We start from the raw sequence: 19,249 nt of genomic DNA on the forward strand, positions 1-19,249 counted from the left end.
CATGATCATCATCGACCGGCTGCTGGCGCAGCGCGCGGCCGAGGGCCGTCCCATCCGCGTCGGCATGGTCGGCGCGGGCTTCATGGCGCGCGGCATCGCCAACCAGATCGTCAATTCGACGCCCGGCATGGACCTGGTAGCCATCGCCAACCGCACGCTCTCCCGCGCTGCCGCCTGCTATGCGGAAGCCGGTGCCGGCGCGCCGGTCGCCGTCACCAGCCGCGCCGCGCTGGAACAGGCGATCCGTGATGGCCGCCCCGCCATCACCGACGACCCGATGCTGCTGGTGGAGGCCGGGGGCATCGACTGCCTGGTGGATGTGACGGGGGCGGTGGAACACGGCGCGCAGGTGACGCTGGCGGCGATCCGTCACGGCCGCCCCGTGGTGTCCATGAATGCGGAGCTGGACGGCACCGTCGGGCCGCTGCTGAAGCGCCTGGCGGACCAGGCCGGCGTGATCGTCACGGGCAGCGACGGCGACCAGCCCGGCGTGCAGATGAATCTGTTCCGCTTCGTGCGCTCCATCGGCCTGACGCCGCTGGTCTGCGGCAACATCAAGGGCCTGCAGGACCCCTATCGCACGCCGGAAACCCAGGCCGCCTTCGCCGCCACCTGGGGGCAGGACCCGCACATGGTCACGAGCTTCGCGGATGGCACCAAGATCAGCTTCGAACAGGCCATCGTCGCCAATGCCACGGGCATGACGGTGTCGAAGCGCGGCATGATGGGGCGCGACCATGCCGGGCATGTCGATGAGCTGGCGCGGATGTACGATGTCGATGCGTTGCGACGCCTCGGCGGCGTGGTGGACTATGTCGTGGGATCGAAGCCCGGCCCCGGCATCTATGTGCTGGCCACGCATGACGATCCGAAGCAGCGGCACTACCTCAACCTCTACAAGCTGGGGCAGGGGCCGCTCTACAGCTTCTACACGCCCTACCACCTCTGCCATTTCGAGGTCCCTGCCTCCGTCGCGCGCGTCGTGCTGTGCGGGGATGCCGTGATCCAGCCGATCGGCCCGCCGATGGTGGAGGTGGTGGCGACCGCCAAGCGGGACCTGAAGGCCGGGGAGATCGTCGATGGGCTCGGCGGCTTCATGACCTATGGCCAGGCGGAAGCCTGTTCGGCCGCGCGGGCCGAGGGGCTGCTGCCGATGGGCGTGTCGGAAGGCTGCCGCCTGAAGCGGGACCTGCCGAGGGATTCCGTGCTGACCTATGCCGATGTCGACCTGCCCGCCGGGCGGCTGATCGACCGGCTGCGGGCAGAGCAGGATGCGGTCTTCCCCGCCGCGGCGGCCAATGACGCCACGGCGCGGGTGGCCGCCGCGGAATAGCGCGCTGGCGGCTTGACGGGGTTGCGGGCGCGGCGGAGGGTTTCCTTACAGCGCCGCAACCCAACGGACGGCGCAACCGGAGGAAACCCCATGCGCCTGACCCGCCGCGTCCTTGCCGTCGCCACAGCCGGGCTCTTCGCCGCCCCCGCGCTGCGCGCCCAGGGCACCTGGCAGCCCACCGCGCCTATCCGCATCGTCGTGCCCTTCCCGGCCGGGGGCACCACCGACATCCTCGCCCGCCTCTACGCGCAGCGGCTGGGGGAGACGCTGGGCGTTTCCGTCGTGGTGGAGAACCGCGGCGGCGCGGGCGGGTCCATCGGCGCCGATGTGGTGGCGAAGGCGCCGGCGGATGGGCAGGTGCTGCTGTTCCACAACCTCACCTTCTCCACCACCACCGCCGCGCTGGAATTCGTCGGCCGCGCGCCGCATTCGATCGAGCGTGACTTCGCGCCCATCAGCCTCGGCGCCAATGTGCCGATGATGCTGCTGGTGAACGCGCAGGTGCCGGCGACCAATCTGGCGGAACTGATCGCCTGGGCGAAGGCGCAGCCCTCGCCGCCCTTCTACGGTTCGACCGGCCCCGGCAGCACCATCAACCTGATCGGGGAAGTGCTGAAGCGCGACGGCGGCTTCGCCATGGAACACGTCCCCTTCCGCGGCGCGGCGCCGCTGGTGCAGGAGATGCTGGCCGGGCGCATCGCCTTCGGCGGCGACCAGCTCTCCTCCTCCCTCCAGCACATCCGGGGCGGCGCGCTACGGCCGATCGCGACGCTGGCGGCCAGCCGCGCCAGCGCCCTGCCCAACATCCCGACGGTGCGGGAACAGGGCTTCCCCAATGCGGAACTGCTGGGCTGGAACGGCTTCTTCGCGCCTTCCCGGACGCCGCAGCCGGTGCTGGCGCGGCTGCACGCCGAAATCGCCGCCGCCGCCCGCCACCCGCCGCTGGCGTCGCGCATTGCGGAACTGGGCGCGGAGCCCGGCGGCAACAGCGCGGCGGAATTCACCGCGCAGGTGCATGGCCAGATCGCGGCGGTGCGGCCGCTGGTGCGGGATTTGCGCATGCAGGTGGAATGATGGACCGGCCTGGACCGGCTGATTAACGGCCGGTCCATGTCGTGTCGCTACGCTCTGCCTTCGCGACCCTCCCCGTCGAAGGCATCCTTATGCGCATCCGCCAGGTCTTCCTCCTCTCCACACTGCTCGGGTCGCTGATCGGCATCGCCGCCGCGATCCTTTTCGCGGCCGGGCAGTGGAGCAGCCTGAAGCGGGAACAGTTGGCGTTGCGGGACAGCCGGCTGCTGGCGGAATCGCTGCGCCTGCCGGAGGCGCTGAACTTCGAACGCGCCTTCATCAACCCCCTCCTGGTCGCGCCCGGGGTCGCGACGGTGGAGCAGATGGCGCCGGTGCGCCAGCATGTGGCGGCGGGCGACGCGGCCCTGGCGCAGGCGCGCCTGCTGGCCGGGGGCGCGGCGGATCTGGCGGCGCTGGACCGCATCCAGGCCGCCATGGTCGGCCTGCGCAGCGCCGCCCTGGCGGCGATCGCCCAGCCCCGGGAAGCCCGCGACGCCGCCCTGATGCGGGACTATGTGGCGCGGATGTTCGCGACTCAGGAACAGGCCGCCGCCTTTGCCGGGTCCGTGCAGCGGCGGATCGCCGCCACCGATGGCGACCTGGCGCCGGCCGCGCGCCTGGCCCTGCTGGCGTGGGAGATGCGGGACTTCGCGGGGCGCCAGATCTCCCTGGTGGTGCGGGCCACGGGGCTGCGCCAGCCCATGCAGGGGGAGTTGGCGGAACAGGTGGCGCTGCTGCGCGGCCAGGTGGAAGCCGCCTGGGCGGCGCTGCGCGAACTGGCGCTGGAGGTCGACAGCCCCGCGGTGAACGCCGCCATGGCCGCCGTGCAGAACGGCTACTGGACCCGCGGCGGCGACATGTACGCCACCTATGTCGAACAGGGCCGCGGCAACCCCCCGAACACGACGGTCGATGACCTGTTCCGGATGGTCGTGCCGCTGGCCAACACCATCACCCCGCTGCGCGACGCGGCGCTGGCCGAAACCATGCGCCGGGGCGAAGCGGCCATGGCGGAAGCCCGGCTGAACTTCATCCTCGCCTGCCTCCTGGCCGTGACCTCCATCCTCGCCAGCCTGGCCGGCGCCTGGTGGTTCAACCGCCGTGTCGTCGCCCCGGCCGGGCGCCTTACCGAGGCGGTGCGGGGCCTGGCCGGCGGCGCGCGGGAAGCTGCCATGCCGCTGATGGACCGCGGCGACGAACTCGGCGAACTGGCCCAGGCCATCGATGCGATGCGGCGGGACGCCCTGGCGGCGGAGGCCGGGACGCAGGCGCGGCTGGCGGCGGAGCAGGCCCGCGCGGCGCGCGGTGCCGCGCTGGAACAGGCGGCCCGGGCCTTCGAGGGCGAGGCCGACCGCGCGCTGGGCGCCGTGACGCGTGCCACCGGCCTGTTGCAGGACCAGGCGCGGACGCTGACGGCGGCCGCCGGGGATGGCAACCGCCGGGCGGATTCGGTGGCCGGCGCGGCCATGACCGCCTCCGACAACGTCCAGGTCGTGGCCGCCGCGATCGAGGAACTGACCGCCAGCATCGGGGAGGTGCATCGCCGCGTGGCCGATGCAGCGCGCATCGCCTCCGGCGCCGCCGGCGCCGCGCGGGACGGCAATACGGCCATGACGAGCCTGGCCGACAGCTCCCAGCGCATCGGCGATGTGGTGAAGCTGATCAGCGACATCGCCGGCCAGACCAACCTCCTCGCGCTGAACGCCACCATCGAGGCAGCGCGCGCCGGCGAGGCCGGCAAGGGCTTCGCCGTGGTGGCGCAGGAGGTGAAGGCCCTGGCCTCGCAGACCGCCAAGGCGACGGAGGAGATCTCCGCCCAGATCGGCGCCATGCAGGGCGCGACCGATGGCGCCGTCTCCGCCATCCGCGCCATCGGCGACACGGTCGGCCAGCTGGAAGGCGTGACCGTCGCCGTGGCCGATACCGCCCGCGAACAGGCGGAGGCGACCCGCAGCATCGCGGAGGCGATCAGCCGCGCCGCGACCGGCGCCCAGGATGCCGCCCGCCATGCGGAGGCCGTGCGCCAAGGCGCCGGCCGCACGCGGGAGACGGCGGAGGCGGTGCAGGGCGCGACCGGGGAACTCGCCGGCCGCGGGGATGAATTGCAGGCCGGCGTGCAGCGCTTCCTGACGGCGTTGCGCGCCGCCTGATCAGCGCAAAAGCCGCGCCAGCCGGGCCGGCGGCGCGGCGCGGTCGAGGTCGAGCCAGCCGAGGCGCAGCCGCAGCTTCTGCCACGGGCCGAGCGCGCCTTCCGGCGGCGCGGGCAGGGGGGAGAGGCGCGCCGCCTCCTCCGCCCCCAGCAGGGCCGTCCGGCCCTGGCGCACGCCATGCAGGCGCCACCAGGCGATCGCCTTGGCCTCCCCGTCCGGCGCGTGGCGGAAGGCCAGCAGCGCATCCACCTCCGCCCGCTGCGCCCGCAGCGCCGCGACGGCCGGGGTTTCCGGCCGGTCGGAGGCGCCATGCCAGGGGCGGCGGAGCGGGATGGGGTCAGGCACGGCGCAGGACCTGCGCGGCTTCCACCGCGAAATAGGTCAGCACGCCATCGGCGCCGGCGCGCTTGAAGCCGAGCAGGCTTTCCATCATCGCGCGTTCCCGGTCCATCCAGCCGCGCTCCACCGCCGCCATGATCATCGCGTATTCCCCGCTGACCTGGTAGGCGAAGGTCGGCACGGCGTAGGCATCCTTCACACGGCGGACGATGTCGAGATAGGGCATCCCCGGCTTGACCATGACCATGTCCGCGCCCTCAGCCAGGTCCAGCGCCACTTCGCGCAGCGCCTCATCCGAATTGGCGGGGTCCATCTGGTAGGTCTTCTTGTCGCCGCCCTTGAGGCTGGCGCCCGACCCCACCGCCTCCCGGAACGGGCCATAGAAGGCGGAGGCGTATTTGGCGGCGTAGGACATGATCCGCGTGTGGATCAGCCCCCGCGCATCCAGCGCCGCCCGGATGGCGCCGACGCGGCCATCCATCATGTCCGACGGCGCGATGACGTCGATGCCGGCCTCCGCCTGGATCACCGCCTGGGTGCAGAGGATGTCCACCGTCTCGTCATTCGCGACATACATGCCGCCCGGGCCTTCGCGCAGCACGCCGTCATGCCCGTGGTCGGTATAGGGGTCGAGCGCCACGTCCCCGATCAGGCCGAGATGCGGGTATTCGTGCTTCAGCAGCCGGGCGGCGCTGCACATCAGGTTCTGGGGGTTCTTGGCCTCCGTCCCCTCGCCATCCTTCTTCTCGGACGGCGTGGCCGGGAACAGCGCCACGGCGGGCACGCCGGCCGCCACGGCCGGCGCCACGTGATGCGCCAGGCGGTCCAGGGTCACGCGCTTCACGCCGGGCATGGAGGCGACGTCGGTCTCGATCCCCGTCCCCTCGATGACGAAGATCGGCCAGATCAGGTCATCGACGGAAAGCTTGTTCTCCGCCACCAGGCGCCGGGTGAAGGCATCCACCCGGTTGCGCCGCGGGCGGATGGCCGGGAAGGCGCCCCCCGCCGCGAGGATCGGCGTCGCGGGGCTCGATTTGTCAAAGGCGTTCATGCGGCGGCGTCCAGGGCTTGGCTCAGGTCGGCCAGGATATCGTCGATATGCTCGATGCCAATGGACAGCCGCACATAGCCCGGGGAGACGCCGGAAGCCGCCTGTTCCTCCGCGTTCAACTGGCTGTGGGTGGTGGTGGCGGGGTGGATCGCCAGGCTGCGGGCATCACCGATATTGGCGACGTGGTAGAACATCTTCAGGGATTCGATGAACTTGCGGCCTGCCTCGGCACCCGCCTTCAGCTCGAAGCCCAGCAGGCTGCCATAGCCGCCCTTCAGGGCCGCGTCGGCGCGGCGCTTGTTCTCCCCGGTCATCAGGCTGGGATGGGTGACGGAGGCGACGGCGGGGTGGCTGGCCAGGAAGGACGCCACCTTGATGGCGTTGGCGCAGTGCCGCTCCATCCGCAGCGGCAGCGTCTCCAGCCCCTGCAGGGTCAGGAAGGCGTTCATCGGCGCCATGGGCGCGCCGAGGTCGCGCAGCAGGATCACCCGCATGCGGATGATGTAGGCGATGGGGCCGAGCGGCTTCACCGCCTGGGTCCAGACCGCGCCGTGATAGCTGGAATCCGGCTTGTTCAGCGTCGGGAATCGGGCGGCATTGGCTTCCCAGTCGAAATTGCCGCCATCCACCACCATGCCGCCGATGCTGGTGCCATGGCCGCCGATCCACTTGGTCGTGGAATGCATGACGACCGCCGCCCCCAGCGCCAGCGGCTTGCACAGCACCGGCGCGGCGGTGTTGTCCATGATCAGCGGCACGCCGATCCTGCGCCCCAGCGCCGCCACTTCCGCGATCGGGAAGACGCGGAGCTTCGGGTTGGGCAGCGTCTCCGCATACCAGCAGCGGGTGCGGTCATCGGTCGCGTTGACGAAGTTCTGCGGATCGACCGGATCGACGAAGCGGACCTCGATGCCGAAGCTCTTCAGCGTATTGGCGAACAGGTTCCAGGTGCCGCCGTAGAGATCGGTGGAGGAGACGATGTTGTCCCCGGCCTCGCAGAGGTTCAGCACCGCGAAGGTCGTCGCCGCCTGGCCGGAGCCGAGCGCCAGGCCCGCCACGCCCCCCTCCAGCGCCGTGACGCGCTTTTCCAGCACATCCACGGTCGGATTCATGATGCGGGTGTAGATGTTCCCCAACTCCGCCAGGCCGAAGAGGCGGGCGGCATGGCCGGTATCCTGGAACTGGAAGCTGGTGGTCTGGTGGATCGGCACGGCGACGGAGCCCGTGGTCGGGTCCGCCCGCCACCCCGCATGCAAGGCGATGGTCTCCGGGTTCGTCGAATCCACCATGTGGCCCTCCTCCTGCCCGCCTCTGGCGGTGCGTTGATGCCGCATCCGTTCCACGCCGGCGGGGGGGGGCGCAAGGCGGGATGCAACCTGCCGTGGTGATGGGGCAGGGGAGGCGGCCCTGCTGCCGGGTGGGGGTGAAGAGAGAGGTTTCATCTCCCGCCCCGCGCGGGTCTGGGTTGCGCCCCCAAGGGGTGGGGTCGGTGGTTTCGGCGGGCCACCCGCCGTGGTAGTCCTCGCGCCATGAACCCTGCGAACACCCCCATAGCCCCCCCGGTTGCCCTGGGCGCGGACCATGCCGGCGTGGCCCTGAAGGCCGCGATCCGGGAGGCGCTGGAGGCCGCCGGCCATCCGGTGATGGACCTCGGCACCCATGGGACGGACAGCGTGGACTACCCCGATTTCGGCGCGGCCGTGGCCAGCGCCGTGGCGGAGGGCCGCGCCGCCTTCGGCGTGCTGGTCTGCGGCACCGGCATCGGCATCTCCATCGCCGCCAACCGCAACCCCGCCATCCGCTGCGCCCTGGTGCATGATGTCACGGGCGCGCGGCTGACCCGGCAACACAACGACGCCAACGTCATCGCCCTCGGTGCCCGCATGACGGGCGTGGAGGTGGCGCTGGATGCCGTCCGAACCTTCCTCACCACCCCCTTCGAAGGCGGCCGCCATGGGCGCCGCGTGCAGAAGCTCAGCCCCGGTTGGAGCGCGTCCCCATGAACGAGACCACGCCCGCGGTCACCCCCGCCCGCTTCTTCTCCGCCCCGCTGTCGGAGACCGATCCCGAGCTCGCCGCCTCCATCCGGGATGAACTGATCCGCCAGCAGGACGGGATCGAGCTGATCGCGTCGGAGAACATCGTCTCCCGCGCCGTGCTGGAAGCCCAGGGCAGCGTGATGACCAACAAGTACGCGGAGGGCTATCCCGGCCGCCGCTACTATGGCGGCTGCGAATTCGTGGACGTGGCGGAAACGCTGGCGATCGAGCGCGCGAAGAAGCTGTTCGATTGCGGCTTCGCCAATGTCCAGCCGCATAGCGGCGCCCAGGCCAACCAGGCCGTGTTCCTGGCCCTCCTCCAGCCCGGCGACAGCTTCATGGGCCTGGACCTCGCCGCCGGCGGCCACCTGACCCATGGCGCGCCCGCCAACATGTCCGGCAAGTGGTTCAAGCCCGTGCCCTACACGGTGCGGCGCGAAGACCAGCGGATCGACATGGCGGAGGTCCGGCGCATCGCGCTGGAGAACAAGCCGAAGCTCATCATCGCGGGTGGCTCGGCCTACGCCCGCACCTGGGATTTTGCCGCGTTCCGGGCGATCGCGGACGAGATCGGCGCCTGGTTCATGGTGGACATGGCGCATTTCGCGGGCCTGGTGGCCGGCGGCGCGCACCCGTCGCCCTTCCCCCACGCCCATGTCGCGACGACCACCACGCACAAGACGCTTCGTGGCCCCCGCGGCGGCATGATCCTGACGAATGACGAGGCGCTGGCCAAGAAGTTCAACAGCGCGGTGTTCCCGGGCCTCCAGGGCGGCCCGCTGATGCATGTCATCGCCGCCAAGGCTGTGGCATTCGGGGAGGCGCTGCGGCCTGAATTCCGCGCCTATGCCAGGCAGGTCGTGGCGAATGCCAATGCGCTGGCGGTGGAGCTGAAGTCCCAGGGGCTCGACCTGGTGACGGGCGGCACGGACAACCACCTGGTGCTGGTGGATTTGCGGCCGAAGAAGCTGACGGGCAAGGCGGCGGAAGGTGCGCTGAACCGCGCCCACCTGACCTGCAACAAGAACGGCATCCCCTTCGACCCGGAGAAGCCGATGACCACCTCCGGCGTCCGCCTCGGCAGCCCCGCCGCGACGACGCGCGGCTTCGGGGAGGCGGAGTTCAAGCTCGTCGGCCAGATGATCGGGGAGGTGCTGGACGGCCTCGCCAAGGCGAATGCGCCGGACGCCAACGCCGCGGTGGAAGCCGCGGTGAAGGGCCGCGTGCTGGAGCTGTGCCGGCGCTTCCCGATCTACTGAGAGACGGCGCCAGACCATGACCACCGCCCGGACCGCCAGTGCCAAAACTGGAACTGGCGGCCCGCGCACTACAGCGGGCCGAGCGGCCGAATGGCCGCCGCGCCCAGCGCATGCGCATGGCCCTGCACGCCAGTGCAAGGCGCGAAGGCAAGCGCGCGGAGCGCGCGCCCGCCGTTTGAGGGTCTGAAAAGATGCGCTGCCCGTTCTGTGGGAACGAAGACACGCAGGTGAAGGACAGCCGCCCTGCGGAGGATGGGGCCTCCATCCGGCGCCGGCGGTCCTGCCCGGCCTGCGGCAACCGCTTCACCACCTTCGAACGGGTCCAGCTGCGCGAATTGCTGGTCATCAAGACCGATGGCCGCCGCGTGCCCTTCGACCGCGACAAGCTCGCGCGCTCCGTCCGCGTCGCGCTCCGCAAGCGCCCCTTCGACGAGGAACGGATCGAGCGCATCGTGTCGGGCATCCAGCGGCGCCTCGAAGTGGAGGCCGACAGCGAAGTCACCAGCCGCCGCGTGGGCGAGGTGGTGATGGAAACGCTGCGCGACGTGGATGAGGTCGCCTATGTGCGCTTCGCCTCCGTCTATCGCAATTTCCGCGAGGCCAAGGATTTCCGGGCGTTCCTGGGCAAGATCGAAGGCTCCTGATCCGCGTGGATGATGCGACTCACATGCGGGCCGCGCTCGCCCTGGCGGCGCGCGGACTCGGCAATACCTGGCCCAACCCCGCGGTCGGCTGCGTGATCGTGGCGAAGGATGGCCAGGTGGTCGGCCGTGGCTGGACCCAGCCCGGCGGACGCCCCCATGCGGAGACGGAGGCGCTGAAGCGCGCCGGCGACCGCGCGCGGGGTGGCACGGCCTATGTCACGCTGGAACCCTGCTGCCATTGGGGCCGCACGCCCCCCTGCACCGATGCCCTGGCCGCCGCCGGGGTGGCGCGGGTGGTGGTCGCCTTGCGGGACCCCGATCCGCGCGTCGATGGGGAAGGCTTTCGCAAGCTCGCCGCCGCGGGGATCGTGGTGGAGGAAGGGCTGCTGCGGGAGGAAGCGGAGCGCGTGACGGCGGGCTTCATCAAGCGCCTGCGCCACGGCCTGCCGATGGTGACGCTCAAGCTCGCGACCACGCTGGACGGGCGGATCGCGACAGCCGCCAAGGAAAGCCGCTGGATCACCGGCCCCGCCGCGCGCCGTGCCGCCCATGGCCTGCGCGCCCGGCATGACGCGATCCTCGTCGGCAGCGGCACCGTCATCGACGACGACCCCGACCTGACCTGCCGCCTGCCCGGCGGCGTGCCCGTCCCCGCCCCCCGCGTGGTGGCGGATGCCCGGCTGCGCATTCCCCTCGCATCGAAGCTGGTCCGCACGGCGCGGGATGTCCCGACGCTGGTCTGCACCGCCCCGGGCCACCCGGAAGTGGCGCTGGCGCCGCTGCGGGAGGCGGGGGTGGAGGTGATCGAGGTCGCGGCCGGTCCGGGCGGCCTGTCCACGCATGGCGTCCTTGCCGCCCTGGCTGAGCGCGGCATCACGCGGGTGCTGGCGGAAGGGGGCTCGGGCATCGCGGCCTCCCTGCTGCGGGAGGGGCTGGTCGATCGTCTTGCCTGGTTCCATGCGCCGATGGTCATCGGCGGGGACGGCATTCCCGCAAGTTACGCGTTACCATTGCCCGATCTCGCTTCCGCGCCCAAGTTCCGCCGCGTGGCGGTGCGGACCCTGGGGCCTGACCTGCTGTCCGAATACGAATGCGAGGCCGGCTGAATGTTCACGGGTATCGTCACCGCGCAGGGGACCATCACCGCCATCACGCCGATCGGCGGCGGGCAGGACATGCGCATCACCATCGCGACGCCGCCGGGCTGGCTGCAGGGGGCGGCGATCGGCGCCTCCATCTGCTGTTCCGGCTGCTGCCTGACGGCCATCGAATACGGCGCCAACAGCTTCGTGGTCGAAGCCTCCGCCGAGACGCTGTCGAAGACCACGCTCGGCACCTGGCAGCTGGGGCGACGGATCAACCTGGAACGGTCCCTCAAGCTCGGCGACGAGATGGGCGGCCACATCGTCTCCGGCCATGTGGACTGCGTCGGCACCGTCGTCGCGGTGGTGCCGGAGAATGGCTCCACGCGCTGGACCTTCGCCATGCCGCGGGACTTCATCCGCTTCGTCGCGCGAAAGGGCAGCATCGCCATTGATGGCTGCTCCCTGACGGTCAATGAAGCGACGGACGAAACCTTCGGCGTCAACATCATCCCCCACACCGCGGAGGTCACGGGCTTCGGCACCTTGCGGCCCGGCGACGCGGTGAACATCGAGATCGACATGCTGGCGCGCTACGTCGCACGCCTCGCGGAGTTCAAGGCATGAACGTGCAGCCCCGGACCACCAGCTTCGCCGAGTTCCTCAGCCCGACCGAGGATCTGATCGAGGAAGCCCGCCGCGGCCGCATGTTCATCCTGGTGGATGACGAGGACCGGGAGAATGAGGGCGACCTCGTCATCCCCGCGCAGTTCGCGACACCGGACGCCATCAACTTCATGGCCAAGCACGCCCGCGGGCTGATCTGCCTGGCGATGGCGCGGCACCGCGTGGAACAGCTCGGCCTGCCCCTGATGGCGCAGTCCAACGGCACCCGCCACGCCACGGCCTTCACCGTCTCCATCGAGGCGCGCGACGGCGTCACCACCGGCATTTCCGCCGCCGACCGCGCGCGCACCGTCGCGGTCGCCATCAACCCGGAACTGGGGCGGGAGCATATCGTCACCCCCGGCCATGTCTTCCCGCTGGTCGCGCGCGATGGCGGCACGCTGGTGCGCGCCGGGCACACGGAAGCGGCGGTGGATTTCGCGCGCCTCGCGGGGCTGAACCCCGCCGGTGTGATCTGCGAGATCATGAATGATGACGGCACCATGGCCCGGATGCCGGACCTCGTCGCCTTCGCGCAGCATCACGGCCTGAAGCTTGGCACCATCGCGGACCTGATCGGCCATCGCCGCCGGACGGAACGCCTGGTGAAGCGCGTCGAGGAAGGCACGGTGGAGGGGATCGGTGGCCCCTGGCGGGCGGTGGTCTATTCCTCGACCCTGCAGGAGGGGGAGCATGTCGCCCTGGTGAAGGGGGACGTGACCGGCCCGCAGCCGACGCTCGTGCGGATGCATGCGGCATCGCTGCTGCGGGACATGATCGGCGGGCGGGTGGACCAGGACCTGCACGCCGCCATGCGGACCATCGCGCAGGCCGGGCGCGGCGTGGTGGTGCTGCTGCGGGATTGGCGGCCCGATGCCCTGTCCCAGCAGATTCGCGCGCAGCGGGACCGGCGCCAGGCCGCGCCGGAGATCCGGGACTACGGCATCGGCGCGCAGATCCTGGCCGATCTGGGCTTGCGCGACATCATCCGCCTGTCCAACAACCCCCGCCCGCTGGTGGGGCTGGAGGGCTACGGGCTGTCGGTGCTCGAGACCCGGCCGATCCCCAAGGAGTGACCCGCCGGGCGGTAGGATTCGCCGCCGGCGGCATGAGGATGTAGTAGGCAGCATGAGCACCAAGGACGCGCCGACCCGCGCGGCAACCCCGATTCCCGGCCAGCCGCCCCGGCTGCTGGTCATCCAGGCCCCATACTACGCGGAGGTGGTCGGCGGCATGCTGGCCGGCGCCCGTGCGCGCGTGGAAGCCGCCGGCGGCACGCTGGAGGTGGTGGACGTCGCCGGCGCCTTCGAACTGCCCGCCGCCCTCCGCATGGCGATGGCCGCGGGCCGCGGCTGGGATGGCTTCATCCTGCTGGGCTGCGTGGTGAAGGGGGAGACCGACCACTACGACTTCATCTGCGACGCCGTCTGCCAGGGCGTCATGGCGATTGCCGCCGAGACGGGCGCGGCGCTGGGCTTCGGCCTGCTGACGGTGGCGACGCTGGACCAGGCCATCGCCCGGTCCCGCGACGATGGCATGAACAAGGGCGTGGAGGCCGCGCACGCCGCCCTGACCCAGGTGGCGCTGGCCCGCCGCTGGGGCCGGGCATGAGCGGCCCGCGCGAGTCCGGCCGGCTGCAGAAGGGCCGCCCCCGGACCGGCGCGCGCCTGGCTGCTGTCCAGGCGCTGTTCCAGTCCGAACAGGCCGGCGAGAATCCGGAAACCGTCATCCAGCAATTCGTCCGCCATCGCCTCGGCCCCAACGACGCGGATGAGGGGCTGGGGGAGGGCAGGGTGCCCGACGCCGATGCCAAGCTGTTTGCCCGCATCGTCCGCGACACCGCCGCGCGGATCGAATCGCTGGACGAGACGATCGGCAAGGCGCTCGCCAAGGACTGGCCTCTGGAGAAGCTGGACCCGGTGCTGCGGGCGCTGCTGCGCGCCGCGGCCGGCGAACTTTCCACGCCACATGAGCCGCCGGCGCGCGTGGTGATCAACGAATACCTCGACATCGCGCATGGCTTCTTCGTGGGCGATGAGCCGCGCTTCGCGAATGGCGTGCTGGACGCGCTGGCGCGCAGCCTGCGGGCCGATGAATTCGTCCGGCCGTGATGACTTGCCGGCGGATGCATGCATCCGCCGGTATCCCCATCTGATGACGGTCCAGGGGGCTCTGCCCCCTGGCGGATGGGGCATGGGGAAGGCAGCGCCTTCCCCATCTCACCCGGCATGACCCTCCCCCCCGAATTCTCCCTCATCGCCCGTCATTTCCTGCCTTTGGCCGGGGAGGGCGCCCTTAACCTCGGCGACGACGCCGCCCTGCTGACGCCGCCCCCCGGCCGCACCCTGGTCCTGGCCGCCGATGCGATGGTGGCCGGCGTGCATTTCCTGCCCGACGACCCGCCCGCCACCATCGGGCGCAAGCTGCTGCGGGTGAATCTCTCGGACCTCGCGGCGATGGGCGCCACGCCGCTCGGCTATCTCATGACCTGCGGCTTCGCGCGCGGGACCACCGATGACTGGATCGCGGCCTTCGCGCGTGGCCTGGCGCTGGACCAGCGGGAATTCGGGCTTTCCGTGCTGGGGGGCGACACCGTCGTCACGCCGGGTCCGGCGACCTTTTCGCTGACCATCCTCGGCCATGTGGCGCCCGGCCAGGCGCTCCGGCGGGTGGGCGCGCAAGCGGGCGATGATGTCTGGGTGTCCGGCACCATCGGCGATGGCGCGCTCGGCCTGCTGGCGCTGACGGCGCGCCTGCCGCCCGACGACCACCTGGCCGGCCGCTACCGGCTGCCGCGGCCGCGCCTCGCCCTCGGGCAGCGGCTTTCGGGCCTGGTGCATGCGGCCATGGATGTGTCGGACGGGCTGGTGCAGGACCTCGGCCACCTCGCCCGCGCCGCGTCGCTGGGCGCGGTGATCGAGGCGCCGTCCGTGCCCCTGTCTCCCCCGGCCGCCGCAGCGCTGGCCGCCGATCCCGCGATGCTGTCCCGCATCCTGGCCGGCGGCGATGATTACGAACTGCTCTTCGCCGCCCCGCCGACCAACGCCGCCCTCATCCGCGCCGCCGGCATGGAAGCGGGGGTGGCGGTGACGAGGATCGGGTGCTTCATGCAAGGTGAAGGCGTCCGCGTGATGGACGCCGCGGGGGGCGAGGTTCCGCTACCCCGGGGGGGATGGAGCCACTTCTGATGTCGATCGCCAGCGCGACGCCCGAGGCGAGGGAAGAGGCGCGGATGCGCCGGGATGTCTGGCTGCTGTTCTTCTGCCAGGCGCTGATGAATGCCTCCGTCGTCGGCCAGGTCGCGATGTCGGCGCTGGTGGGCTACAGCCTCGCTTCCGACAAATCCTTCGCCACCCTGCCGATGGGCATCCAGATGGTCGCCACCATGGCGGCCTCCATCCCCGCCGGCATCGTCTTCGCGCGGCTCGGCCGGCGGGCGGGCTTCATGCTGGGGGCCATCGCCTCCCTGCTCGGCTGCCTGACCTTCGCGGCGGGCATCTGGCAGCACAGCTTCTGGCTCTATGTCGCGGGCGGGCTGCCGGCCGGCATCGGCTTCGGTATCGCCCAGCACTACCGCTTCGCGGCCAGTGAGGTTGCGAGCCCCGCCTATCGCCCCCGTGCCATTTCCCTGGTCATGACCGGCGGCGTGCTGGCCGCGATCTTCGGGCCGGAACTGGTGAAGCACAGCAAGGACATGGCGCCGCCCTTCCTGTTCCTCGGCACCTACCTGATCCTGGCGCTGCTGCCGGTGGCCTGCATGACGCTGCTGTCCATCGTCCGCCTGCCGCCCGCGCCGCCCCGCCAGTCCAGCCCGACCCCGGTGGGGGAGATCATCCGCCGCCCTGCCTTCATGGCCGCCGCCCTGACCGGCGCGGTCGCCTACGGCACCATGAACCTGGTCATGACCTCCACGCCGCTGGAGATGATGGCCTGCGGCTTCGCGGTGACGGCGAGTGCGACGGTCATCCAGTTGCACGCCGTGTCCATGTTCGCGCCGGGCTTCGTGACGGGGCGGCTGATCAGCCGCTGGGGCGCGCGGCCGATCGTGGCCGTGGGGGCGGTGCTGAACGCGCTCTGCGTCGCCGTGGCGCTGTCCGGCCAGCAATTCTGGCACTTCAGCGTGGCGCTGGTGCTGCTGGGGGTGGGGTGGAACTTCATGTTCGTCGGCGCCACCACCATGCTGGGCGAATCGCACAGCCCGGCGGAACGGGTGCGCGCGCAGACCGCGAACGACTTCATCGTCTTCGGCACCGTCGCCTGCACGGCGATGGGGTCCGGCGCTGTCCATGCCGGCGCGGGATGGGGCGTGCTGAACCTGCTGTTGCTGCCCGCGCTGACCCTGGCCCTGGCGGTGACGCTGTGGCCCCGCCAGGCGCAGAAACCCGCCTGAGCCGGGCGGGGCATCGCCCCACCTGGCTCAACCCTCAGCGTGCGGTGGGGGAGGGCGCGCCGACCGTGTTGTTGGCACCAGCGCCGAGGCCCGGGCCGAGGCGGCCGAGATTGCCGAAGAGCTGCTGCAGCAGGGTCCGGTCATTGCCCGGGGACGGCGTGACGCGGCTGACCACCCGCACATCCCGCGCATCGCTCTCGCCCAGGCGCTTCACTTCCCTCACCGTGCCGCGCCCGTCGAACAGCACGGCGACCACGCGCTGATCCTCCAGCGCCAGGGTCTGGCCGGGGCGCTGACGGGTGACGCCGCTGATGTAGTACCAGGCGCTGTCGTCGAAGGTGCCGGTGACGGAGGGGGAGCCGAGCAGGCTCTCGACATCCGCCCGCGAGCTGACGCCCGGCGTGATCTGCGCCAGCGTCACATCATCCACCTGGTGGCCGCGGATGGTGCGGGGGCTTTCGAACAGCCCCGCCCCCGGCACGCTGGGCATCCAGGCGCAGCCGCCCGTCGCCAGCAGGGCGGCGAGGCCGATTGTGGCGCCGAACCCGCGCGCGGGGCGACGCGAAACGTTGACCGGGTGGCGTTGGCGCTCCATGTGGGCGGTATTCCACCCCCGCGCGGCGCGGTCAACGGCCCAGGCCCGCCTTGGGCCGCCGGGCCCGCGCCATGGGGATGGCGGATCCGCCAATGGGGGCGGCATCGCGATCGGAGCTTCACATGGGCCTGCTCGGCCTTTTCACGCGGCGGCCGCATGAGCGTGCCGGATTCGCGCTGTATGGCGCGGCCGTCGGCGCGGCGCGGCAGCCCGTCTATTTCGCCCGGCTGGGCGTACCCGATACCCTCGATGGCCGGTTCGACCTGGTCTCCTTCCATGTCGCGCTGCTCATCAACCGCCTGCGGCACGACAGCGACCCGGAGGGCCCGAAGCTGGCCCAGGCCGTCTTCGACGCCATGTTCGCCGACATGGACGTGAATTTGCGGGAGATGGGGGTGGGCGACCTCGTCGTGGGCAAGCGCGTCAAGAAGATGTGGGAAGCCTTCCATGGCCGCGCCGCGGCCTATGAGGCCGGCTTCGAATCGGGCGACTGGGCGGCGCTGGCGGAAGCCCTGTCCCGCAATGTCTGGCGGGGGGAGGCGCCGGAGGGGGCGCCCGCCGAACTCGCCGCCCAGGGTGGCCGCATGCGTGAGACGCTCGCCAGCCAGCCGCTGGCCGCGCTGCTGAAGGGGGAGGTGCACTTCCCCCCCGCGCCGCCGGAAGCCGCGGCGGCATGACCGTCGCCCCCGAATTCCCCCGGCCCTACCGGCTGGGGAATGAACCGAAGACGCTGGAGCTGGTGGCGACGCCGGCGGAATGCGCGGCGCTGGCCCGGCGCTTCGCCATCCCCGGCATCGGCAGCTTCAAGGCCGCGCTGACGCTCACGGCCGAGAATGGCGGGACGGTGCGCGCCCGTGGCCGCATCCGTGCCGCGGTCACGCAGGAATGCATCGTCACGCTGGACCCGGTGGACCAGCGCGTGGATACGGCGGTGGACCTCCGCATCCTGCCCGATGGCGTCCCGCCCACGGATGACGACCCCGACAGCCCCGATGAGATCGAGAGCGCGGGCGGCTTCATCGACCTGGGCGAGGCGATGGCCGAGCAGCTCGCCTTGGCGCTCGACCCCTATCCCCGGCACCCGGAAGCGACACTTCCGGCGGAACTGGCGGCTTCGGGGCTGGACGCGGAGGCGCCGGCGGCGCAAAGAGCGGCAGAGCCGTTACCGGGGGATTCCCGCCCCAACCCTTTCGCCGCCTTGGCGAGGTTGAAGCGGGAATAAGCCCCGGCGCGCTTGCGCCCTCTCGGTGCCGGTGGTAATGCCGCCGGCCCCACCTACTTTCCGATTGTTGACGAGAAAGGCTCGGCACCATGGCCGTTCCGAAGAAGAAGGTTTCGCCCTCCCGCCGCGGCATGCGCCGCAGCCATGAGGCGCTGACGGCTGTTGCGAGCCTTGAATGCTCCAATTGCGGTGAGCTGAAGCGTCCGCACCATGTCTGCTCCCATTGCGGCCACTACGATGGCCGTGAGGTGATGGCGGCGGACAAGGCCAAGGGTGTCATCCGCGTCTGATCGGGTTGCCGGGCTGATGCCGATGCGGCGAAGGGTCGGATCCTGATGGCGAGGGCGGTTGCGGCCCGCGGTAACGGCGAATTCGCCCTGGCCATCGATGCGATGGGCGGGGACCATGCTCCCGAATCCGTGCTGGATGGTCTGGAACTCGCCGCGGAGCGTCATCCGCAGGCGCGCTTCCTCCTCGTCGGCGATGAAGCCCGGCTGGGTGCGCTGCTGGCGCGCCGGCCCCGGGCGGCGAAGGCGTGCAGCCTGCGCCACGCCCCGGAATCCATCCCGGGCGACATGAAGCCGACCGCGGCGCTGCGCGTCCGCGGTTCCTCCATGCGCGGCGCGATCGATGCTGTCGCGAGCGGGGAGGCTTCGGGCGTCGTCTCCGCCGGCAATACCGGCGCGTTGATGGCGCTGGCCAAGATCGTCGTGAAGACGCTGCCGGAGATCGACCGGCCGGCGCTGGCGGCCATCGGGCCATCGGCGCGCGGCGATGTCGTCATGCTCGACCTCGGCGCCAATGTGCAGTGCGATGCCCGCAACCTGGTGGAGTTCGCCGTCATGGGCGATGCCTTCGCCCGCGCGGTGCTGGGGCTGACGGAGCCGACCCTCGGGCTGCTGAATGTGGGGTCCGAGGAGCTGAAGGGCGATGAGCGCGTCCGCCAGGCGGCGGAAACGCTGCGGGACAGCCACCTCGGCGCCAATTTCCGCGGCTTCGTCGAAGGCCATGACATCGCGGCCGGCACGGTCGATGTGATCGTCACCGATGGCTTCACGGGCAATGTCGCGCTGAAGACCGGGGAGGGCGCGCTGAAGCTGATGCGCGACCTGCTGCGCCAGGTCTTCACGAGTTCCGTCCCCGCCCGCGTCGGCTACCTGCTGGCGCGGCCGGCGCTGGATCGCCTCCGCGAATGGATGGATCCCCGCCGCTACAATGGCGCCGTGCTGATCGGCCTGAACGGCGTCGTGGTGAAAAGCCATGGCGGCACCGATGGCGTCGGCTTCGCCCATGCCGTGGACGTCGCCATGGACATGGTGACCCACCGCTTCAATGAACGGATCCAGGAGGGGCTGGCGCGCCTCTCGGACACCACGCCGCGCGTCGCGGCCACCCCGCGCTGATCCGC

The 19,249-nt window shown here is 71.2% G+C and carries 21 protein-coding genes; 17 read left to right on the forward strand and 4 right to left on the reverse strand.

What is annotated here, in order from left to right:
• Position 1: 1 nt before the first annotated feature.
• From BM041_RS12850 to BM041_RS12860, 3 genes are all read left to right on the forward strand, one after another.
• The gene (locus tag BM041_RS12850) at positions 2 to 1,333 is read left to right on the forward strand and encodes an NAD(P)H-dependent oxidoreductase (RefSeq protein ID WP_092960047.1); all 1,332 of its coding nucleotides are present in this window, start codon (positions 2 to 4) and stop codon (positions 1,331 to 1,333) included.
• A 90-nt stretch (positions 1,334 to 1,423) separates the two neighbouring features.
• Complete coding sequence (locus BM041_RS12855) at positions 1,424 to 2,407, forward strand: Bug family tripartite tricarboxylate transporter substrate binding protein (RefSeq protein ID WP_092960049.1); 984 nt, start codon at positions 1,424 to 1,426, stop codon at positions 2,405 to 2,407.
• Between the two features lie 89 nt (positions 2,408 to 2,496).
• Complete coding sequence (locus BM041_RS12860; RefSeq protein WP_092960051.1) at positions 2,497 to 4,554, forward strand: methyl-accepting chemotaxis protein; 2,058 nt, start codon at positions 2,497 to 2,499, stop codon at positions 4,552 to 4,554.
• Here BM041_RS12860 and BM041_RS12865 read toward each other — a convergent pair whose 3' ends face one another.
• From BM041_RS12865 to BM041_RS12875, 3 genes are read right to left on the reverse strand one after another with little or no spacing between them, the layout of a single operon-like run.
• Complete coding sequence (locus BM041_RS12865) at positions 4,555 to 4,899, reverse strand: hypothetical protein (RefSeq protein WP_092960053.1); 345 nt, start codon at positions 4,897 to 4,899, stop codon at positions 4,555 to 4,557. It abuts the gene before it with no gap.
• On the reverse strand, positions 4,892 to 5,944 hold the full coding sequence (hemB, locus tag BM041_RS12870) for a porphobilinogen synthase (protein ID WP_092960055.1): 1,053 nt from the start codon (positions 5,942 to 5,944) through the stop codon (positions 4,892 to 4,894). Before hemB ends, BM041_RS12865 begins: the two co-directional genes overlap by 8 nt.
• Positions 5,941 to 7,233, reverse strand: a complete 1,293-nt coding sequence (locus tag BM041_RS12875; RefSeq protein ID WP_092960057.1) for an O-acetylhomoserine aminocarboxypropyltransferase/cysteine synthase family protein — start codon at positions 7,231 to 7,233, stop codon at positions 5,941 to 5,943. Before BM041_RS12875 ends, hemB begins: the two co-directional genes overlap by 4 nt.
• A gap of 240 nt (positions 7,234 to 7,473) precedes the next feature.
• Here BM041_RS12875 and rpiB point away from each other — a divergent pair, with 240 nt between their 5' ends.
• The 10 genes from rpiB to BM041_RS12925 all read left to right on the forward strand — a co-directional run bounded on the left by rpiB (position 7,474) and on the right by BM041_RS12925 (position 16,024).
• Positions 7,474 to 7,947, forward strand: coding sequence for a ribose 5-phosphate isomerase B (gene rpiB / locus BM041_RS12880; RefSeq protein WP_092960059.1), 474 nt, complete (start codon positions 7,474 to 7,476; stop codon positions 7,945 to 7,947).
• The gene (glyA, locus tag BM041_RS12885; RefSeq protein ID WP_092960061.1) at positions 7,944 to 9,242 is read left to right on the forward strand and encodes a serine hydroxymethyltransferase; all 1,299 of its coding nucleotides are present in this window, start codon (positions 7,944 to 7,946) and stop codon (positions 9,240 to 9,242) included. Before rpiB ends, glyA begins: the two co-directional genes overlap by 4 nt.
• A gap of 191 nt (positions 9,243 to 9,433) precedes the next feature.
• Complete coding sequence (nrdR, locus tag BM041_RS12890; protein ID WP_092960063.1) at positions 9,434 to 9,886, forward strand: transcriptional regulator NrdR; 453 nt, start codon at positions 9,434 to 9,436, stop codon at positions 9,884 to 9,886.
• Between the two features lie 5 nt (positions 9,887 to 9,891).
• Entirely contained in the window at positions 9,892 to 10,992 is a 1,101-nt protein-coding gene (gene ribD / locus BM041_RS12895; RefSeq protein WP_342713791.1) for a bifunctional diaminohydroxyphosphoribosylaminopyrimidine deaminase/5-amino-6-(5-phosphoribosylamino)uracil reductase RibD, read from the forward strand.
• Complete coding sequence (locus BM041_RS12900; RefSeq protein WP_092960067.1) at positions 10,993 to 11,595, forward strand: riboflavin synthase; 603 nt, start codon at positions 10,993 to 10,995, stop codon at positions 11,593 to 11,595.
• Positions 11,592 to 12,710 (forward strand): 3,4-dihydroxy-2-butanone-4-phosphate synthase, encoded by a 1,119-nt coding sequence (ribB, locus tag BM041_RS12905; protein ID WP_092960069.1) that lies wholly within the window; start codon positions 11,592 to 11,594, stop codon positions 12,708 to 12,710. The genes BM041_RS12900 and ribB overlap by 4 nt, the downstream gene beginning before the upstream one ends.
• Positions 12,711 to 12,762: 52 nt before the next feature.
• Entirely contained in the window at positions 12,763 to 13,245 is a 483-nt protein-coding gene (gene ribH / locus BM041_RS12910) for a 6,7-dimethyl-8-ribityllumazine synthase (RefSeq protein WP_092960071.1), read from the forward strand.
• The gene (gene nusB, locus BM041_RS12915; protein WP_092960073.1) at positions 13,242 to 13,745 is read left to right on the forward strand and encodes a transcription antitermination factor NusB; all 504 of its coding nucleotides are present in this window, start codon (positions 13,242 to 13,244) and stop codon (positions 13,743 to 13,745) included. The genes ribH and nusB overlap by 4 nt, the downstream gene beginning before the upstream one ends.
• A gap of 117 nt (positions 13,746 to 13,862) precedes the next feature.
• Entirely contained in the window at positions 13,863 to 14,822 is a 960-nt protein-coding gene (thiL, locus tag BM041_RS12920; RefSeq protein WP_092960520.1) for a thiamine-phosphate kinase, read from the forward strand.
• Positions 14,822 to 16,024, forward strand: a complete 1,203-nt coding sequence (locus tag BM041_RS12925; protein WP_092960075.1) for an MFS transporter — start codon at positions 14,822 to 14,824, stop codon at positions 16,022 to 16,024. The genes thiL and BM041_RS12925 overlap by 1 nt, the downstream gene beginning before the upstream one ends.
• A gap of 34 nt (positions 16,025 to 16,058) precedes the next feature.
• On the opposite strand, the gene BM041_RS12930 is transcribed toward BM041_RS12925, so the two are convergent.
• Positions 16,059 to 16,619, reverse strand: coding sequence for an outer membrane protein assembly factor BamE (locus tag BM041_RS12930; protein ID WP_175533903.1), 561 nt, complete (start codon positions 16,617 to 16,619; stop codon positions 16,059 to 16,061).
• 122 nt (positions 16,620 to 16,741) lie between these two features.
• Here BM041_RS12930 and BM041_RS12935 point away from each other — a divergent pair, with 122 nt between their 5' ends.
• The 4 genes from BM041_RS12935 (at position 16,742) to plsX (ending at position 19,244) form a co-directional block, all read left to right on the forward strand.
• A complete protein-coding gene (locus BM041_RS12935; RefSeq protein ID WP_092960079.1) occupies positions 16,742 to 17,296 on the forward strand; it encodes a ubiquinol-cytochrome C chaperone family protein in 555 nt (184 codons plus the stop codon).
• Entirely contained in the window at positions 17,293 to 17,841 is a 549-nt protein-coding gene (locus BM041_RS12940; RefSeq protein WP_092960081.1) for a YceD family protein, read from the forward strand. Before BM041_RS12935 ends, BM041_RS12940 begins: the two co-directional genes overlap by 4 nt.
• Before the next feature lie 89 nt (positions 17,842 to 17,930).
• Positions 17,931 to 18,131, forward strand: coding sequence for a 50S ribosomal protein L32 (gene rpmF / locus BM041_RS12945; protein ID WP_092960083.1), 201 nt, complete (start codon positions 17,931 to 17,933; stop codon positions 18,129 to 18,131).
• Between the two features lie 45 nt (positions 18,132 to 18,176).
• Positions 18,177 to 19,244 carry a phosphate acyltransferase PlsX gene (gene plsX / locus BM041_RS12950; RefSeq protein ID WP_092960084.1) on the forward strand — a complete coding sequence of 356 codons (1,068 nt, stop codon included), beginning with the start codon at positions 18,177 to 18,179 and terminating at the stop codon, positions 19,242 to 19,244.
• The last annotated feature ends 5 nt before the right edge of the window (positions 19,245 to 19,249 follow it).

Source organism: Falsiroseomonas stagni DSM 19981 (assembly GCF_900114315.1).
Classification (GTDB): Bacteria; Pseudomonadota; Alphaproteobacteria; order Acetobacterales; family Acetobacteraceae; genus Falsiroseomonas; species Falsiroseomonas stagni.

Coding starts and splice junctions, on each gene's coding strand:
- BM041_RS12850 (WP_092960047.1), top strand. CDS start 2: ATGATCATCATCGACCGGCTGCTGGCGCAGCGCGCGGCCGAGGGCCGT.
- BM041_RS12855 (WP_092960049.1), top strand. CDS start 1,424: ATGCGCCTGACCCGCCGCGTCCTTGCCGTCGCCACAGCCGGGCTCTTC.
- BM041_RS12860 (WP_092960051.1), top strand. CDS start 2,497: ATGCGCATCCGCCAGGTCTTCCTCCTCTCCACACTGCTCGGGTCGCTG.
- hemB (WP_092960055.1), bottom strand. CDS start 5,944: ATGAACGCCTTTGACAAATCGAGCCCCGCGACGCCGATCCTCGCGGCG.
- BM041_RS12875 (WP_092960057.1), bottom strand. CDS start 7,233: ATGGTGGATTCGACGAACCCGGAGACCATCGCCTTGCATGCGGGGTGG.
- rpiB (WP_092960059.1), top strand. CDS start 7,474: ATGAACCCTGCGAACACCCCCATAGCCCCCCCGGTTGCCCTGGGCGCG.
- glyA (WP_092960061.1), top strand. CDS start 7,944: ATGAACGAGACCACGCCCGCGGTCACCCCCGCCCGCTTCTTCTCCGCC.
- nrdR (WP_092960063.1), top strand. CDS start 9,434: ATGCGCTGCCCGTTCTGTGGGAACGAAGACACGCAGGTGAAGGACAGC.
- BM041_RS12900 (WP_092960067.1), top strand. CDS start 10,993: ATGTTCACGGGTATCGTCACCGCGCAGGGGACCATCACCGCCATCACG.
- ribB (WP_092960069.1), top strand. CDS start 11,592: ATGAACGTGCAGCCCCGGACCACCAGCTTCGCCGAGTTCCTCAGCCCG.
- ribH (WP_092960071.1), top strand. CDS start 12,763: ATGAGCACCAAGGACGCGCCGACCCGCGCGGCAACCCCGATTCCCGGC.
- nusB (WP_092960073.1), top strand. CDS start 13,242: ATGAGCGGCCCGCGCGAGTCCGGCCGGCTGCAGAAGGGCCGCCCCCGG.
- thiL (WP_092960520.1), top strand. CDS start 13,863: ATGACCCTCCCCCCCGAATTCTCCCTCATCGCCCGTCATTTCCTGCCT.
- BM041_RS12925 (WP_092960075.1), top strand. CDS start 14,822: ATGTCGATCGCCAGCGCGACGCCCGAGGCGAGGGAAGAGGCGCGGATG.
- BM041_RS12930 (WP_175533903.1), bottom strand. CDS start 16,619: ATGGAGCGCCAACGCCACCCGGTCAACGTTTCGCGTCGCCCCGCGCGC.
- BM041_RS12935 (WP_092960079.1), top strand. CDS start 16,742: ATGGGCCTGCTCGGCCTTTTCACGCGGCGGCCGCATGAGCGTGCCGGA.
- BM041_RS12940 (WP_092960081.1), top strand. CDS start 17,293: ATGACCGTCGCCCCCGAATTCCCCCGGCCCTACCGGCTGGGGAATGAA.
- rpmF (WP_092960083.1), top strand. CDS start 17,931: ATGGCCGTTCCGAAGAAGAAGGTTTCGCCCTCCCGCCGCGGCATGCGC.
- plsX (WP_092960084.1), top strand. CDS start 18,177: ATGGCGAGGGCGGTTGCGGCCCGCGGTAACGGCGAATTCGCCCTGGCC.